General features: G+C 71.2%; 13 protein-coding genes. 10 read left to right on the top strand and 3 right to left on the bottom strand.

From position 1 onward, the window contains the following. Positions 1–8: 8 nt before the first annotated feature. The 5 genes from OHA03_RS21270 (at position 9) to OHA03_RS21250 (ending at position 5,056) form a co-directional block, all read left to right on the top strand. A complete protein-coding gene (locus tag OHA03_RS21270; RefSeq protein ID WP_354006165.1) occupies positions 9–653 on the top strand; it encodes an SCO2322 family protein in 645 nt (214 codons plus the stop codon). After that, entirely contained in the window at positions 650–1,801 is a 1,152-nt protein-coding gene (locus OHA03_RS21265; protein WP_267005383.1) for an energy-coupling factor transporter transmembrane component T, read from the top strand. Before OHA03_RS21270 ends, OHA03_RS21265 begins: the two co-directional genes overlap by 4 nt. Next, positions 1,798–3,507, top strand: coding sequence for an ABC transporter ATP-binding protein (locus OHA03_RS21260; protein ID WP_267005382.1), 1,710 nt, complete (start codon positions 1,798–1,800; stop codon positions 3,505–3,507). Before OHA03_RS21265 ends, OHA03_RS21260 begins: the two co-directional genes overlap by 4 nt. Then, entirely contained in the window at positions 3,504–4,343 is an 840-nt protein-coding gene (locus tag OHA03_RS21255; RefSeq protein ID WP_267005381.1) for an ECF transporter S component, read from the top strand. Before OHA03_RS21260 ends, OHA03_RS21255 begins: the two co-directional genes overlap by 4 nt. 284 nt (positions 4,344–4,627) lie before the next feature. Next, complete coding sequence (locus OHA03_RS21250; RefSeq protein ID WP_267005380.1) at positions 4,628–5,056, top strand: transglycosylase SLT domain-containing protein; 429 nt, start codon at positions 4,628–4,630, stop codon at positions 5,054–5,056. Positions 5,057–5,177: 121 nt separating this feature from the next. Here the strand turns inward: OHA03_RS21250 and OHA03_RS21245 are convergent, their stop codons facing one another. Then, positions 5,178–6,347, bottom strand: a complete 1,170-nt coding sequence (locus OHA03_RS21245; RefSeq protein WP_267005379.1) for a steroid 3-ketoacyl-CoA thiolase — start codon at positions 6,345–6,347, stop codon at positions 5,178–5,180. A gap of 282 nt (positions 6,348–6,629) precedes the next feature. Between OHA03_RS21245 and OHA03_RS21240 the strand changes: the two genes are divergently transcribed. Continuing rightward, a complete protein-coding gene (locus OHA03_RS21240) occupies positions 6,630–7,907 on the top strand; it encodes a cytochrome P450 (RefSeq protein ID WP_267005378.1) in 1,278 nt (425 codons plus the stop codon). Positions 7,908–8,055: 148 nt separating this feature from the next. After that, a complete protein-coding gene (locus OHA03_RS21235; protein WP_267005377.1) occupies positions 8,056–9,030 on the top strand; it encodes an AEC family transporter in 975 nt (324 codons plus the stop codon). A gap of 156 nt (positions 9,031–9,186) precedes the next feature. Here the strand turns inward: OHA03_RS21235 and OHA03_RS21230 are convergent, their stop codons facing one another. Continuing rightward, positions 9,187–11,172, bottom strand: coding sequence for a bifunctional glycosyltransferase 87/phosphatase PAP2 family protein (locus tag OHA03_RS21230; RefSeq protein ID WP_267008114.1), 1,986 nt, complete (start codon positions 11,170–11,172; stop codon positions 9,187–9,189). Between the two features lie 588 nt (positions 11,173–11,760). On the opposite strand from OHA03_RS21230, the gene OHA03_RS21225 reads away from it, so the two are divergent. Next, the gene (locus OHA03_RS21225; protein WP_267005376.1) at positions 11,761–12,240 is read left to right on the top strand and encodes a GNAT family N-acetyltransferase; all 480 of its coding nucleotides are present in this window, start codon (positions 11,761–11,763) and stop codon (positions 12,238–12,240) included. A 63-nt stretch (positions 12,241–12,303) separates the two neighbouring features. On the opposite strand, the gene OHA03_RS21220 is transcribed toward OHA03_RS21225, so the two are convergent. After that, positions 12,304–14,346: an MFS transporter gene (locus OHA03_RS21220; RefSeq protein ID WP_267005375.1), complete on the bottom strand. Its 2,043-nt coding sequence runs from the start codon at positions 14,344–14,346 to the stop codon at positions 12,304–12,306. Between the two features lie 203 nt (positions 14,347–14,549). Here OHA03_RS21220 and OHA03_RS21215 point away from each other — a divergent pair, with 203 nt between their 5' ends. Beyond that, positions 14,550–15,494, top strand: coding sequence for a peptidoglycan-binding domain-containing protein (locus OHA03_RS21215; RefSeq protein WP_323181241.1), 945 nt, complete (start codon positions 14,550–14,552; stop codon positions 15,492–15,494). 193 nt (positions 15,495–15,687) lie between these two features. Continuing rightward, positions 15,688–16,353 carry an HAD-IA family hydrolase gene (locus OHA03_RS21210; RefSeq protein ID WP_267005373.1) on the top strand — a complete coding sequence of 222 codons (666 nt, stop codon included), beginning with the start codon at positions 15,688–15,690 and terminating at the stop codon, positions 16,351–16,353. Positions 16,354–16,381: the final 28 nt, after the last annotated feature.

The following is a 16,381-nucleotide window of genomic DNA, read 5'->3' as shown; positions in this document are numbered from 1 at the left end:
CGGGCGCCCTGCTGCTCGTTCTCGGCGCTGTCCTGACCGTGCTCGGTGCAGGCACCGCCCACGCGGCCGGCTACCGCTACTGGTCGTTCTGGGAGGGCAAGGGGACGGGCTGGGCGTACGCCACCCAGGGCCCGTCGCTGGTCCGGCCCGACGACGGTGCGGTGCAGGGCTTCCGGTTCTCGGTGAGCGAGGACTCCCAGGACTCGGCGAAACCGCGCCGCGCCCCCGACTTCGCGGTGATCTGTGCGGACACCCCCGCCAAGGACGGCACCAAGCGGGTCGCGCTCGTCATCGACCCCGGCACGACGGCGGACGCCCCGGACGGGGAGACGCCGCCCGCGCCGCGTACCGCATGCGCGCAGGTCGCCGAGGACGCGAGCGCCGCGGAGGCCCTCGCCTCCGTGGCCAAGCCGCTGCGCTACAGCAGCGAGGCACTGCTCTGCGCGATCTCCGGCTATCCGGCCTCGGGCTGCGGTGAGCAGGTCTCCGGCACCGGGCACGCCGACGGTACGTCGCAGGCACCCGCGAGCCCGTCCGCCTCGGCCCACCCGGAAAGCGGCCGCGGCGGTCCGTCCGCCGGGGTGCTCGCCGGTGTCGCCGCCGTCCTTCTGCTCGGCGTCGCCGCAGTCGTGCAGGCCCGCCGCCGCGGATGACCGTCTCCGCCGGCACGGCCCGGCCGGGCCGTGCCCTGCGCGCCCCAGAGGCGACCCGCAGCAACGCCCTGCCCGCCGGGGCCTGGTGGCTGTGGGCGCTCGGGCTGGCCACCGCCGCCTCCCGGACCAGCAATCCACTGCTGCTCGGGCTGCTGGTTGGGGTGGCCGGTTACGTCGTGGCGGCGCGCCGGACGGATGCGCCGTGGGCCCGTTCGTACGGGGCGTTCATCAGGATCGGACTGTTCGTCGTCGGCGTGCGGCTGCTGTTCTCCGTCTTTCTCGGCTCGCCGATCCCCGGTACGCACCCGGTGTTCACCCTCCCCGAAGTCCCGCTCCCCGACTGGGCGCAGGGCGTCAGGATCGGCGGCCGGGTCACCGCCGAACAGCTGCTCTTCGCGCTGTACGACGGGGCGAAGCTGGCCACCCTGCTGATCTGCATCGGCGCGGCGAACTCGCTCGCCAACCCGGCCCGGCTGCTGAAGTCGCTGCCGGGCGCGCTGTACGAGGCGGGCGTCGCGGTCGTCGTCGCGATGACGTTCGCACCGAACATGGTTGCCGATGTGGTGCGGCTGCGTACCGCACGGCGGCTGCGGGGCCGCCCGGCCGGTGGCATCAAGGCCGTCCTGCAGATCGGACTGCCGGTGCTGGAGGGTGCGCTGGAGCGGTCCGTGGCGGTGGCGGCGTCGATGGACGCGCGCGGATACGGGCGTACGGCCCAGGTGCCGCGCGCCGTCCGGCACACCACGAACGTCCTCACGCTCGGCGGGCTGCTGGGGGTCTGCGCCGGCACGTACGGTCTGCTGGCCTCGCAGGGTGCGGTGTACGGGCTGCCGCTGCTGTTCGCCGGGCTCGTCGCCGCGATGGCCGGGCTCCGGCTCGGCGGTGCCCGCTCGGTCCGCACCCGCTACCGGCCCGACCGGTGGGGGGCGAGGGCCTGGCTGGTGGCCGGGTCGGGTGCGGTGGTCGCGGCGGCGATGATCTGGGCGGGCAGTGCCGACACGGAGGCGCTGCAGCCCGGAGTCGTACCGCTGACGGCGCCGGTGTTCCCGCTGTGGCCCGCGGCGGCGGTGCTGATCGGGCTGTTGCCCGCGGTGGTGGCGCCCGCGCCGCCCGTTGTGGCCGTCGCGAACTCCGAGGAGAGCCAGTGATCCGGTTCGAGCAGGTCTCGGTGCAGTACGAGGGGGCGGCGCGCCCGACCCTGTCCGGGGTCGATCTGACCGTCCCCGAGGGCGAGTTGGTGCTGCTCGTCGGCCCTTCGGGGGTCGGCAAGTCGACGCTGCTGGGCGCCGTCTCCGGTCTCGTACCGCACTTCACGGGCGGCACGCTGCGCGGCAGGGTGATGGTCGACGGCCGTGACACCCGTACCCACAAACCACGCGAACTCGCCGATCTGGTCGGCACGGTGGGACAGGACCCGCTCTCCCACTTCGTCACCGACACCGTCGAGGACGAGCTGGCGTACGGCATGGAGTCGCTGGGACTTGCCCCCGACGTGATGCGGCGGCGGGTCGAGGAGACCCTCGACCTGCTGGGCCTCGCCGGGCTGCGCGACCGGCCGATCGCCACGCTCTCCGGCGGCCAGCAGCAGCGGGTCGCGATCGGCTCGGTGCTGACCCCGCACCCCAAGGTCCTGGTCCTCGACGAACCGACGTCCGCGCTGGACCCGGCGGCGGCCGAGGAGGTCCTCGCGGTGCTCCAGCGGCTGGTGCACGACCTGGGCACGACGGTCCTGATGGCGGAGCACCGCCTGGAACGCGTCGTCCAGTACGCGGACCAGGTCGTCCTGCTGCCGTCGCCGGGCGCCGCACCGGTGATGGGCGCCCCCGCCGACATCATGGCGGTCTCCCCGGTCCACCCGCCGGTGGTGGCCCTGGGCCGGCTGGCGGGCTGGGAGCCGCTGCCGCTGTCGGTACGCGATGCGCGGCGCCGCGCGACGGATCTGCGGGAGCGGCTGGCCTCGGCCGAACCACCGCCACCCGCTCCGCCGGCGCCCGCCGCCCCGGCGCCGCTGCCCGCGGCCGCGCCCGTACGCCGTGGTCTGCTCGGGCGCCGTCGCGTGCCCGCTCCCCGATCCGCTCCCGAAGCAGTCGCGGAAGCGACCACCCGGGTCGAGGGCGTGGGGGTGCGGCGCGGGCGTGTCGAGGCGCTGCGCCGGGTGACGTTCTCCGTCGCGCCGGGCGAGACCGTCGCCCTGATGGGCCGCAACGGCGCGGGCAAGTCCACGCTGCTCGCCGCCCTCGTCGGCATGGTCGAGCCCACGACCGGCAGCGTCCTCGTCGGCGGCCGGGCCCCGCACCGCACGCATCCGCGCGACATGGTGCGCCGGGTCGGGCTCGTGCCGCAGGAACCGCGCGATCTGCTGTACGCGGACACGGTCGCTGCCGAGTGCGCGGCGGCCGACGCCGACGCGGGCGCGGCGGCGGGCAGCTGCCGGGCCCTGGTCTCCGAGCTGCTGCCCGACGTACCGGACGACACCCACCCCCGCGATCTCTCCGAGGGGCAGCGGCTCGCCCTGGCGCTGGCCATTGTGCTGACCGCACGGCCCCCGCTCCTGCTGCTGGACGAGCCCACCCGCGGTCTGGACTACGCGGCGAAGGCCCGGCTGATACGTGTGCTGCGCGGCCTGGCGGCCGGGGGCCATGCGATCGTGCTGGCCACGCACGACGTGGAACTCGCCGCCGAGCTGGCCCACCGGGTGGTGATCCTCGCGGACGGGGAGATCGTCGCGGACGGGCCGACCCGGCAGGTGGTGGTCTCGTCACCGGCATTCGCACCGCAGACCGCGAAGATCCTCGCTCCGCAGGAGTGGCTGACCGTGACGCAGGTGCGCGGGGCGCTGGAGGCCGGCGCATGAGCGACCTCCGAAGCCGTCCGGTACGACTGGGCCCCCGTGCGATCGCCGCACTCCTCCTCGTCAGTGCGATCGGCGTCGCCTCCATCGGCTGGCCGCTGCTCGCGGACGCGGACTCCGGTCTCGCCCACTCCCAGGACGCACCGTGGCTGTTCGCCGCACTGCTTCCGCTCCTGGTCGGTGTGGTCGTCGCCACCATCGCTGACTCCGGCCTGGACGCGAAGGCGGTGGCGATGCTGGGTGTGCTCGCCGCGGTCGGTGCCGCGCTGCGTCCGCTCGGCGCAGGTACGGCGGGCCTGGAGCCGATGTTCTTCCTGATGGTGCTGAGCGGCCGGGTGCTCGGCCCCGGCTTCGGCTTCGTACTCGGCTCGATCACGATGTTCGCGTCCGCCCTGCTCACCGGCGGGGTGGGCCCGTGGATGCCGTTCCAGATGCTGTCGATGGGCTGGTTCACGATGGGCGCCGGCCTGCTGCCGGCCCCGGACCGGCTGCGCGGGCGGGCCGAGCTGCTGATGCTGGCGGCGTACGGCGGTGTGGCGGCCTTCGCGTACGGCACGGTGATGAACCTGTACGGCTGGACGATCGTGCCGGGCCTCGGCTCGGGTATCTCGTTCCACCCCGGTGACCCGCTGCCCGACAATCTGGTCCGCTTCCTCGCGTACTGCCTGGCCACCTCACTGGGCTGGGACCTGGGCCGGGCCGTACTGACCATGGCGCTGACCCTCACCATCGGCGCCACGCTGCTGAAGGCGCTGCGACGGGCCACACGCCGCGCATCCTTCGAGGCCCAGGTCACATTCGACGGTCCCGAAGGCGTGAAGGCGCCCACAGGACCTTAGTCCTCCACTATCGGGAGTAGTAGCGTTTCCAGCAGCACATAGAACCCACTTCACCCCCTCCGACCTGCTATGGAGTCTTTTGGGGTCGTTCAGGGCTTTCGGTCCTTGATGCGAGGCAAGGCCGTATAAGGGGTCATTGCCACGGTTGAAGGCCGCGGCTAACACTGGTCACGTCGCCGAGCACCGCAAGCGTTCACCGGAACGGAACGCGGTCAACGAGCACCGGTCCCCGCACTGTTGGGCCCGGTCCGCGACTCCCCCGTCCCCAACGGTTAGGTTCGCCTGTGTCGTTCGTCCGTAACCTCCTCGCCCAGCCCCGCACCGCTCGCCGCAAGGCCGCCGTCGCCGGAGCCGCCGCGGTCCTCGGCGCCACCGGTCTGGCCCTCGGCGTCACCCCGGCCATGGCCGCGCCGGCGTCCGTCGCCACCGGCGCACAGGGCACGGCGCGAGCGATGATCGGCAACGAGGCGCAGTTCCAGTGCTTCAGCAACATCGTGTCGCACGAGAGCGGCTGGAACCCCAGCGCCACCAACGCCTCTTCGGGCGCCTACGGCCTGGTCCAGGCACTGCCCGGTTCGAAGATGGCCTCGGCCGGCGCCGACTGGAAGACCAACCCCTCGACCCAGATCAAGTGGGGCGTGGACTACATGAACTCCCGCTACGGCAGCCCGTGCGCCGCCTGGACGTTCTGGCAGGCCAACCACTGGTACTGAGCCGGTGGCGAGCAGCTTCGCACGAAGGCCCCGACCGGGTTCCGGTCGGGGCCTTCGCCCTGCCCGGACGGCGTGACCCCCGGCCGGGGTGTACCTGGCAACAACCCCGGCCGGGGTCGTCTCAGAGCCGCTGGATGATCGTGCCGGTGGCCAGCGCGCCGCCCGCACACATGGTGATGAGCGCGAACTCCTTGTCCCTGCGTTCCAGTTCGTGCAGTGCCGTGGTGATCAGCCGGGCCCCGGTGGCTCCCACCGGGTGGCCGAGCGCGATGGCCCCACCGTTGACGTTGACCTTCTCCAGGTCCTGTTCGAAGACCTGCGCCCAGCTCAGCACCACCGACGCGAACGCCTCGTTGATCTCGACGAGGTCGATGTCCCTCAGCGACATCCCGGCCTTGCCGAGCACCGCGCGGGTCGCGTCGATCGGCCCGTCGAGGTGGAAGTGCGGGTCGGAGCCGACCAGCGCCTGGGCGACGATCCGGGCGCGCGGCTTGAGCTTGAGCGCCCGCGCCATCCGCTTGGACGCCCACATGATCGCGCAGGCACCGTCGGAGATCTGCGAGGAGTTGCCCGCGGTGTGGACGGCGGTGGGCATGACCGGCTTGAGCCGGGCGAGCCCCTCCATGGTGGTGTCCCGCAGCCCTTCGTCGCGGTCGACGAGGCGCCACATGCCCTGCCCCGCCGCCTGTTCCTCCTCGGTGGTCGGCACCTGGACCGCGTACGTCTCCCGTTTGAAGCGTTCCTCGGCCCAGGCCACGGCTGCCCGCTCCTGCGAGATCAGCCCGAGCGAGTCGACGTTCTCCCTCGTGAGGCCCCTTTTGCGGGCGATGCGTTCGGCGGCCTCGAACTGGTTGGGCAGATCGACGTTCCACTCGTCCGGCCAGGGCTTCCCGGGGCCGTGCTTGGAGCCGCTGCCCAGCGGTACGCGCGACATGGCCTCGACACCGCAGCTGATACCGACGTCGATGACTCCGGCGGCGACCATATTGGCGACCATGTGAGAAGCCTGCTGCGAGGAGCCGCACTGACAGTCCACGGTGGTGGCGGCGGTCTCGTACGGAAGTCCCACGGTGAGCCAGGCGTTGCGCGCCGGGTTCATGGACTGTTCGCCGGCATGGGTGACCGTGCCGCCGACGATCTGTTCGACGCAGTCGGCATGGATGCCGGTCCGGCCGAGGAGTTCACGGTAGGTCTCGCCCAGCAGATAGGCGGGGTGCAGATTGGCGAGCGCGCCTCCGCGCTTGCCGATGGGGGTGCGTACGGCTTCGACGATGACGGGTTCCGCGGCCATGAGCTCGTCCTCTCCTCGCACTTCCGCAGGGGGCGTCCCGGCGCCCACGGAAGGAACTAGTACGCGTTCTAGTTCTGCAAGCAGTCTTATGAGGCTTACCCCCGGTACGCAAGAGCCGTGCACGCACCTTGCACCCACTTCCTGCCTGGCGCACCCAGTCTTCACGCAACAGATCCGGCCATGCCCCTTGCGAGTTGTAGAACTCGTTACTACCTTTCCGGCAACTTCTGATGGGTCGTCAGACATGGCTCGGGCGGCCCTCGGACCGACCTGGAGTTGCCGATGCCCTGCCCCCATCTGCCCGAAGGGTTCGACTTCACCGATCCCGACCTGCTCCAAGCCCGCATCCCGTACCCGGAGTTCGCCCGGATGCGGGAGACCGCCCCGGTCTGGTGGTGCACCCAGCCGGCCGGTATCTCCGGTTTCGACGACGAGGGCTACTGGGTGGTCACCCGGCACGCGGACGTCAAGTACGTCTCCACACACCCTGAACTGTTCTCGTCCCACACCAACACGGCAGTCATCCGCTTCAACGAGTCGATCAGCCGCGACCAGATCGAGGTCCAGAAGCTGATCATGCTGAACATGGACCCGCCCGAGCACACCCGGGTCCGCCAGATCGTCCAGCGTGGCTTCACGCCCCGTGCGATCCGGTCCCTGGAGCAGGCGCTGCGCAGCCGCGCCCGCTCGATCGTCGAGACGGCGCTCGCCTCCGCCGACGACGACGGCTCCTTCGACTTCGTCACCAATATCGCCGTCGAACTGCCGCTCCAAGCCATCGCCGAGCTCATCGGCGTACCGCAGGAGGACCGGTCGAAGATCTTCGACTGGTCCAACAAGATGGCCGCGTACGACGATCCCGAGTACGCGATCACCGAAGAGGTCGGCACCGAGGCGGCCATGGAGATCGTCTCGTACGCGATGAACCTGGCGGCGGATCGCAAGGAGTGCCCGGCCAAGGACATCGTCTCCCAGCTGGTCGCCGCGGAGGGCGAAGGCAACCTCTCCTCCGACGAGTTCGGCTTCTTCGTGATCCTGCTCGCCGTCGCCGGTAACGAGACCACTCGTAACGCCATCAGCCACGGCATGCACGCCTTCCTGACCCACCCCGACGAATGGGAGCTGTACAAGCGCGAGCGGCCGGAGACGACCGCCGAGGAGATCGTGCGCTGGGCCACCCCCGTGGTCTCCTTCCAGCGGACCGCCACCCAGGACGTCGAACTGGGCGGGCAGCGGATCAAGAAGGGGGACAGGGTCGGGCTGTTCTACTCCTCCGCCAACAACGACCCCGAGGTCTTCGAGAACCCGGAGAGCTTCTCCATCTCCCGGGACCCCAACCCCCATCTCGGCTTCGGCGGCGGCGGACCGCACTTCTGTCTCGGCAAGTCCCTCGCCGTCATGGAGATCAACCTGATCTTCAACGCGATCGCGGACGTGCTGCCGGACCTGCGGCTGGTCGGCGACCCGCGGCGGCTGCGCTCCGCCTGGCTCAACGGGATCAAACAACTCCAGGTCGGCACGGCCGGTACGGCGGACAAGGCCGGTACGCCCGCCGGCTGACCGGTTCGCGGATTTCGGGCGGCGGGGGCCTTCCCCCCTACGCCCCGGCCCCCGCCGCCCGTCCGTGTCCCGCGACCTGTCAGCGGCCACCGGCCATCCGCGGCCTGCCCGCACCCCGCTCCGGGAGGCACAGGGGCGTACGAGGATCATGGCGTCCATGCACGCCCTGCTCTCCGGCTTCGCCCCCATCTGGACGCTCACCGGCATCGGTTACGTGGTCGGCCGCAGCGGCCTCCTCGGAGAGCAGGCGGAAGCCGTGCTCGGCCGGTTCGTCTTCCACGTGGCCATGCCCGCAGCTCTGTTCATCATGGTCTCCGGCGCACGGCTGGACGCCTTCGCCAACTCCTCGATGGTGGCCTTCGGCGCGGGCACGGCGCTCGTCTGCGCCCTCGGCTTCGTCCTGGCCCGGCGCCTCTTCGGCCGCAAGACCGCCGACCAGGCGATCAGCAGCATGGCGTCCGGCTACGTGAACTCCGCCAATCTCGGCATCCCGGTGGCGGTCCAGGTGCTGGGCGACGCGTCGTTCGTCGCGCAGATCATCCTGTTCCAGGTGCTGCTGGTCTCCCCCGTGATCCTGACACTGCTGGACACGGGGACGGGGGCCGGCTCCGGAAGGGGCGTCACGTTCCGGCGGATGCTGACCATGCCGGTCCGCAACCCGATCATCATGGCCTCGATGTTCGGCGTCGCCGTCTCCGCGATCGGGCTGCGACTGCCGACGGCCCTCACGCACTCCTGCGATCTGCTCGGCGCGGCGGCCGTGCCCACGGCCCTGATCACCCTCGGCCTGTCGCTGAACGGACGCCCGTCGGCGACCGGAGCACCATCGGATACGACGACGGATTCCGGGGAGCGTGCGGAGGTCGGGGTCGCCGTCGTGCTGAAGACGCTGGTCCAGCCGCTGATCGCGTTCCTCGTCGGCGGCCCGCTGCTGCGGCTGCCGGACCATCAACTGCTGGCCGTAGTGGTGTGCTCCGCGCTGCCGACTGCCCAGAACGCCTTCATCTACGCCCGCCAGTACGGTCTGGACACCAGGCTCGCCCGCAACTCCGTCGTCGCCTCCACGGTCGCCTCCATGGCCACCCTGTCGTTCGCCACCTGGGCGCTCGGGCCGTCCCACTGACCGCCCCTTGGGCCGTTCGAGTGAGGGGTGAGCTGTTCGAGTGGCGGGACGCCCGGGACAGGCGGATGCTGAGTAAGCGGCGATCCACGCCGAAGGGGTGCCGGACGACACAGGTCGTTCAGGCACCCCTTCGGCACACGTGCAGCCGGTCGCCACTCAGGTCTTGCTGCCCACCGTCTCGCCGGTCGCCTCCGGGGAAGCGGCCCGATCCGCCGCGGGCGGGTTCCGTTCCGCCCCGGCTGCCGCTGCCCGGTCCACCACCGGTTGCAGCTTCCGCGGTCCCGCGAGGACGTACGTGAGCACGAAGCCGAACCCGATGACCAGCGCCCCGCCCACCGCGTCGAGCACCCAGTGATTGGCCGTGGCGACGATCGCCGAGACGGTGAACAGCGGGTGCAGCAGTCCGAGCGCCTTCATCCACAGCTTCGGGGCCAGCATCACGATCATGACGCCGCACCAGAGCGACCAGCCGAAATGCAGCGAGGGCATTGCCGCGTACTGGTTGGTCATCGAGGTGAGCGTCCCGTAGTCCGGCTTCGCGAAGTCCTGGACACCATGGACCGTGTCGATGAAGCCGAGCCCCGGCATCAGCCGCGGCGGCGCCAGCGGGTAGAGCCAGAAGCCGAGCAACGCGACCAGGGTGGCGAAGCCGAGAGTGGAGCGGGCCCAGCGGTAGTCCGCGGGGCGTCGTACGTACAGCACCCCGAGGATGGCCAGCGGCACGATGAAGTGGAACGTCGAGTAGTAGTAGTCGAAGAAGCTCTTCAGCCAGCCGATGTGGACGACCGCGTGGTTGGCCCAGTGCTCGATGTCGATGTGCAGCCACTTTTCGAGCGAGTGGATCTGCCGGCCGTGCGCCTCGGCGGTGCCGCGGCCGGCCGTCGCCGCCAGCCTGACGTGCGCATACCCCGAGTAGACGACCCGGATCAGCAGGAGTTCGAGCAGCAGGTTGGGACGGCTGAGCACCCGCCGCCAGAACGGCACCAGCGGTACGCGGCTCCAGCGGGCCGGAACCGGGACGGCGTAGTCCGTGGGGATCGGCCGCTGCCAGTACGGCGAGGTGCGCGGCAGGAACGGCGCGGCGCAGGCGGCGCCCAGCGCAGCGAGGAGCAGCACGTTGTCCCGCACCGGGAAGGCCACCGGGATGTTCGGCAGAAGTATCTTCCCGGGCAGCGTGATCACGAGCACCACGATGGCCGGCCACACCAGCCGGTCGGAAGCCCGCTCGCCGGCCCGGCCGACCACGGCAAGGAGCACCCACAGCAGCTGGTGCTGCCAGGCGGTCGGTGAGACGGCGACGGCGACACAGCCGGTCACGGCGACGGCGAGGAGCAGCTGGCCGTCGTTCGCGTACCGCACGGCGCGCCGCAGCCCGACGTAGCAGACGGCGGCGGCCAGCAGCAGGAACAGCCCGACCTCGAGCGGGCCCGCCAGGCCGAAGCGGAGCAGCGCGCCGTGCAGGGACTGGTTGGCGAGGCTGTCCGCACTGTCGCCGAGTCCGGCGCCCGCGACATGGTGCACCCAGTACGACCACGAGTCGTGCGGCATCACGGCCCAGGCCAGCGCGGTGCAGGCGGCGAATGCGGTGCCACCGGTCACGGCGGCCCGGCGGCGGCCTGTCAGCCAGAGCAGGGCGGCGAAAAGCAGCACGGTCGGCTGGAGCGCGGCCGCGATCCCGATCAGTACGCCGGACGCGCGTTCTCCCCGGGCCACGAAACAGCCGAGGAGCACCAGCAGGACCGGCAGGATGCTGGTCTGGCCGAGGTGGAGGGCGTTACGGACCGGGAGGGACAGCATCAGCAGGCTGATCGCGACGGGGGCGGCCAGCAGGGCGGTGCGACGGGAGACGGGCCCTGGCAGGGCGCGGGCCGCGACGAGGCCGAGTGCGGCGACGAGCAGCAGCGAACCGAAGGTCCAGGCGACGCCGAGGCTCTGTTCGGCCGTCCGGGCCAGCGGCTTGAGTACCAGCCCGGCAAAGGGGGTGCCGGTGAACCGGTCGCTGTCGTAGAGCGATCCCGTCACATGCAGGACACCGTTCTCACCGATCCAGGTCTCCAGATCGGTGAGCCGTTCGCCGGGCGGCTGCCGCAGCACCACCGCCATCTGCCGTCCCGCCAGCAAGGCGACAATCAGCCAGAGCACAGCCCGGGCTGCCCCGGTCCTCGCCCCCGTCGCCGCGTTTCCGCGCACACTGTGCTCCGCATTCGCCACGCTGCGCCGACCCTCCCACTGCTTTTCATCCGCCGTCCTCGTCCCAGGACGTGCTGTGAAACCTTCGCATTACGCTATGAGATAGACCCAATCAACCCCCTCTCCGCCTGCCTGTCACTCCGCTTTTGTCCGAAAGAATGCTCGGATCGCCGATCGGCCCCGGACGCAGTGGCCGGGAGTGTGGCCGGGGCCGCACCATCCGCTCCCGCACCGCCGGTGACGGTCGTCGGCAGGGAGCAACTCGGCCCGTTCGAGGTGGCGCGCCCGGCGGCGACCGACCCCGCGGCCGGGCCTGTACGTGCTGGTCGCTCACCGGATGGAGCCGAGCAGTCCGATCGGCGGGGAGGCCCGCCGCCGTTGGCATGAGCGTCGGCCACGAGAGGGGCCACGAACAGTTGTGCGCAGAGTGAAGCGCGGTACGGGGATCCGGCACCGACCGGTCCACGGGGCGATCCGCGTCGGCCGGTCCGCCGGTCAATCCGTTTGGCTTCCGATCATGCACAAGTCACAATCACGCACATGACCTGGACCGTTGCCCCGGATCGCTTCGACTCCCCCGACTCCACCGCGCTGCGGCGGGACTACTACGACGAGGTCGCCAGCCGGTACTGGGGGCGGCCCGCGACCGCCCGGGAGATCGACGAAGGGCTCGCCGACGACGGTGTCGACCGGCTCACCCCGCCGACCGGTGAGTTCGTCGTCGGCAGGTTCGACGGGAAGCCGGCCGCCTGCGCCGGGCTGCTCCTGGTCGACGCGGACGTGGCGGAGCTGACCCGGGTGTTCGTACGCCCGGAGTTCCGCGGCACGGGTGGCGGCGGGCTGCTGCTGGCGGCCGTCGAGAGCGCGGCGCGTGCGTTCGGCATACGGCAGATCCGGCTGGACACCCGTCACGATCTGGTGGAGGCGCGCGGGCTGTACGCCAAGCACGGTTACGCGGAAGTCCCGGCGTTCCACCACCGGAGCCCTTACGCGGAGCGCTGGTTCGCCAAGGAGCTGTAGACCGGGCGAGGCTGCCCCGGATCGGGCGGCGTCTGCCGGGCCGCGCGGACCGGGCCGCCCGGCTCAGGCCGCGTGGTCCCGTTTCGGCTCCGGACCGTGCGGCTGCTCCTCCCTCGATCCGCACGTCTCGGCGGTCAGCTCCGCCACGAGTCTGCGCAGGTCGGTCGGCCGTTCCGGTCCCCACCAGTCGCCCAACAGCTCGGCCAGCGATTCCTCGCGGGCCTGCGCAAGCTTCATCACGACCTCCGAGCCCTTGTCGGTGAGTACCAGCTGCACCCCTTCACGCCGGGCCAGACCTCGCTCCTCGAGCTGCCGCGCCGCGTCGCTGATCACCCGCAGCGGCACCGGGACGGTGTCCGCGAGCAGCCCGGGTTCGACGGCGCCGTGCCGTTTGATGCGCAGCAGCATCCAGCTCGCCGCGGGCAGCAGGTCGTACCCCGCACGCTCGGTGATCTTCACATAGGCATCGCGTCGCCCCTCGCGGGTGGCGAGCACCGACAGGGCCCGTGCGCATTCGTCGTACGAGGACCGCTCGACCGGGTTCGACGCCAGGGTCTCGGTGCTGTCGGGGGCCGTCACCGAACCGCGCAGCTTGTCCTCCTTGAGGAACCAGGCGAAGGCGAAGGCGACCAGGACGACGGGGGCGGCGTACAGGAAGACATCGGTGATCGAGGTCGAGAACGCATGGAGCACCGGGGGTCGCAGTGCGGGTGGCAGTTGGGAGATGGCGCGCGGGTCGGCGGCCAGCCGGCCGGCGTCGACGCCTGGTGGCAAGGTGATGCCGGTGAGCGCCGCGACGAGTTTGTCGGTGAGCCGGTTGGTGAAGATCGTGCCGAAGATGGCCACACCGAACGAGGCGCCGATGGAACGGAAGAACGTCGCCCCGGAGGTGGCGACGCCCAGGTCCTCGTACGTGACGGCGTTCTGCACGACCAGCACGAGGACCTGCATCACCAGACCGAGCCCGGCACCGAAGACGAAGAAGTAGGCGCTCATCTGCCCGGTGCTGCTGAACTCCGTCAGCCGGTGCAGGAGCATCAGGCCGATCGCGGTGATGGCGGTGCCCAGGATCGGGAAGACCTTCCAGCGGCCGGTACGGCTGACGATCTGGCCGGACAGGGTCGAGGTGACGAGCAGGCCGACGACCATCGGCAGCAGGTGCACACCGGACAGGGTCGGCGTGATGTTGTGCACGACCTGCAGGAACGTCGGCAGATAGGTCATCGCACCGAACATCGCGAAGCCGATGACGAAGCTGATGACGGCGACGAGGCTGAACGTCCGGATCCGGAACAGCTTCGGCGGCAGTACGGGTTCGGCGGCGCGCCGCTCGACGTACACGAAAGCGATCAGCAGCAGCACGCTGAGGACGGCCAGCCCGATGATCTGTGCCGAGCCCCAGGCCCAGGTGGTGCCGCCCAGTGAGGCGACCAGGACCAGACAGGTGGCCACCGCGGCGATGAGGAAGGTGCCCACGTAGTCGATGGTGTGCTTGGCCGCGCGGACCGGGATGTGCAGTACCGCGGCGATGACGAGCAGCGCGACGACACCGATCGGCAGGTTGATGTAGAAGACCCAGCGCCAGCTGAGGTGCTCGGTGAAGAGGCCGCCGAGCAGCGGTCCGAGGACGCTCGTCATGCCGAAGACCGCACCGAACAGGCCCTGGTACTTGCCGCGTTCGCGCGGGGCGACGATGTCTCCGACGATCGCCATCGACAGCACTATCAGACCGCCGCCGCCGAGGCCCTGGAGAGCGCGGAAGCCGATCAGCTGCGGCATGTTCTGGGCCATGCCGCAGAGTGCGGAGCCGACGAGGAAGATGACGATGGCGATCTGGAAGAGCTTCTTGCGCCCGTACTGGTCGCCGAGCTTGCCCCAGAGCGGGGTCGCGGCGGTCGACGCCAGCAGATAGGCGGTGACCACCCACGACAGGTGCTCCAGGCCGCCGAGATCACTGACGATGGTCGGCAGGGCGGTGGAGACGATGGTCTGATCGAGTGCGGCGAGCAGCATGCCGAGGAGCAGGGCGCCGATGGCGACAAGGACGGTCCGCTGGGAGCGGGCTTCGCCGGGGGCCAGGGCCGGGGGGCTCAGCTGGTTGGCCATAAAACTCTCCTCGGGTCCGCTACATCCCCATCCTGGCTGCAGTGGACCGTTATGGCCTGTTGGGGCGTCACCGCGGCGGACTGCATAATCGCAGGCAGTTCAAGGGGAGGGGACCCACAATGACCGGACAGGTCTGCCCGGAGTGCGGTACGGACAACAGATCGGCGGAGAGACCCGAAGGGACACCGGAGGGGAGACCCTCCGTGGGGCCCGGCTGCGGGTGCGCGGAGCGGGCGGCGCGACGGGCCGCCGCGCAGGCGGAGACAGCGGCGGCGGAGGACTTCGATCCGCTGCGGATCCGGCCGTACGTGACGCTGGGGGGCGACGGGACGGCGGCCGACGCGATGGCGGCCGACACCCCGCCGGGGAACGACGCGGCCGCGGCCACGACGATGCCGCTGTTCCTCGACCGGGAGGCGATGGCGGGTCCGCCGTCCGCACTGCCGGCGAGCACCGGAGCGCCGGAGCCCCGCTACGACACCATGGACGCCACGGACACCATGGACGCCGTGGGCCGGGTGGATCCGGTGCAGCCACGCCGTCGCCGCCCGTTCGCGGCGCTCGCCGTGGGCACGGCCGTGATCACGGTGGTGGGCGCCGCGGCGTTCGTCGGCGGACTGTTCAGCGGGGACGGCCAGGGGGACGCCGACCGCGAGCAGGCTCTGCCGAGCACCGTGGTGTCGACCGCCCCCGATGCGGCCACCTCACCCGATGCATCGCCGTCGGCGTCCGCATCTCCGTCCGTCTCACCTTCGGCCTCCGCGTCTCCGTCCGCATCCGCCTCCGCCTCGCCGTCGGCGAGCGCCTCGCCCTCCTCGTCCGCCGGCTCGTCGCATCCGACCGCGCCGTCGGCCCCGGCCTCCGCCGAGGAGTCCGCCGGGACGTCGTCCGCCCCGTCGATCGCGAAACCGCACGGTCGCACGCTGCAGCGCGGCGATCACGGCCCCGCGGTGGCCGAGCTGCAACGGCGGCTGCAGGAGGTGTGGCTGTACCGGGGGCCCGACGACGGCGACTACACGGGCCAGGTCGAGCACGCGGTGAGCGTCTATCAGTCGTACAAGTCCATCGAGGGCGATCCGGCCGGCGTCTACGGTCCGAACACCCGGCGCGCGCTGGAGGCGGAGACGACGGGCCGCGGCCGGTCCTGACGGCAGGGATACGCCACGGTGGGGATTCGCTTTCCTGGGCAGGTTTTTGTATCGTGATGGAACAAAGTAGCCCTCGCCCGCACTCCCTGACCGGCGGGCGGGGCTGCTTGTTCTCTTCACCTGCTTGTTCGTGTCACCCCGCTTGTTCGTGTCACCCCGCGTTGCCCTCTTTCCCCCCGCCTGGAGACCGCCGATGCCGGCCACCGTCCTCACCGCAAGTGCCCTCCTGCTCGACATGGACGGCACCCTCGTGAACTCCGACGCCGTGGTGGAGCGCTGCTGGCGGCGGTGGGCACTGCGGGAGGGTCTGGATCCGGAGGCCGCGCTCAAGGTGGTCCACGGGCGCCAGGGGTACGCCACGATGGCGGTGCTTCTCCCCCACCGCCCGATGGAGCAGAACTACGCGGACAACCGCGTGATGCTCGCCGAGGAGACCGCCGACACCGACGGAGTGGTCCCGATCGGCGGCGCCCCCGCCTTCCTGGACGCGATCACCGCACTCCCGCACGCCCTGGTGACCTCGGCGGACGAGGCGCTGGCCCGGGCCCGGATGGCGGCAGCCGGACTGCGGATGCCGAGCATCCGCGTCACGGCGGAATGCGTCGGCGCCAGCAAGCCCGACCCCGAGGGCTTCCTCAAGGGCGCGGCCGAACTGGGCTTCGCCCCGGCGGACTGCATCGTCTTCGAGGACTCGGAGGCCGGCATCGCAGCGGGCCGGGCGGCCGGCATGCGCGTCGTGGGCGTCGGCCCGCGCGCCGCGGCGCTGGCGCCGGACGCGCACGTCGAGGATCTGACGCAGATCCGCGTGGAGGCGTCGGCCGACGGCTCGATCCACCTGCACATCAGCGCCCTCCAGTAGCGTCCGGCCGGTCGGCCGAGGACAGCCC

It is taken from the genome of Streptomyces sp. NBC_00154, from assembly GCF_026342835.1.
GTDB lineage: Bacteria > Actinomycetota > Actinomycetes > Streptomycetales > Streptomycetaceae > Streptomyces.
Note: the sequence above shows the minus strand (reverse complement) of the source record. Positions and strands in the feature narration are given on the sequence as shown.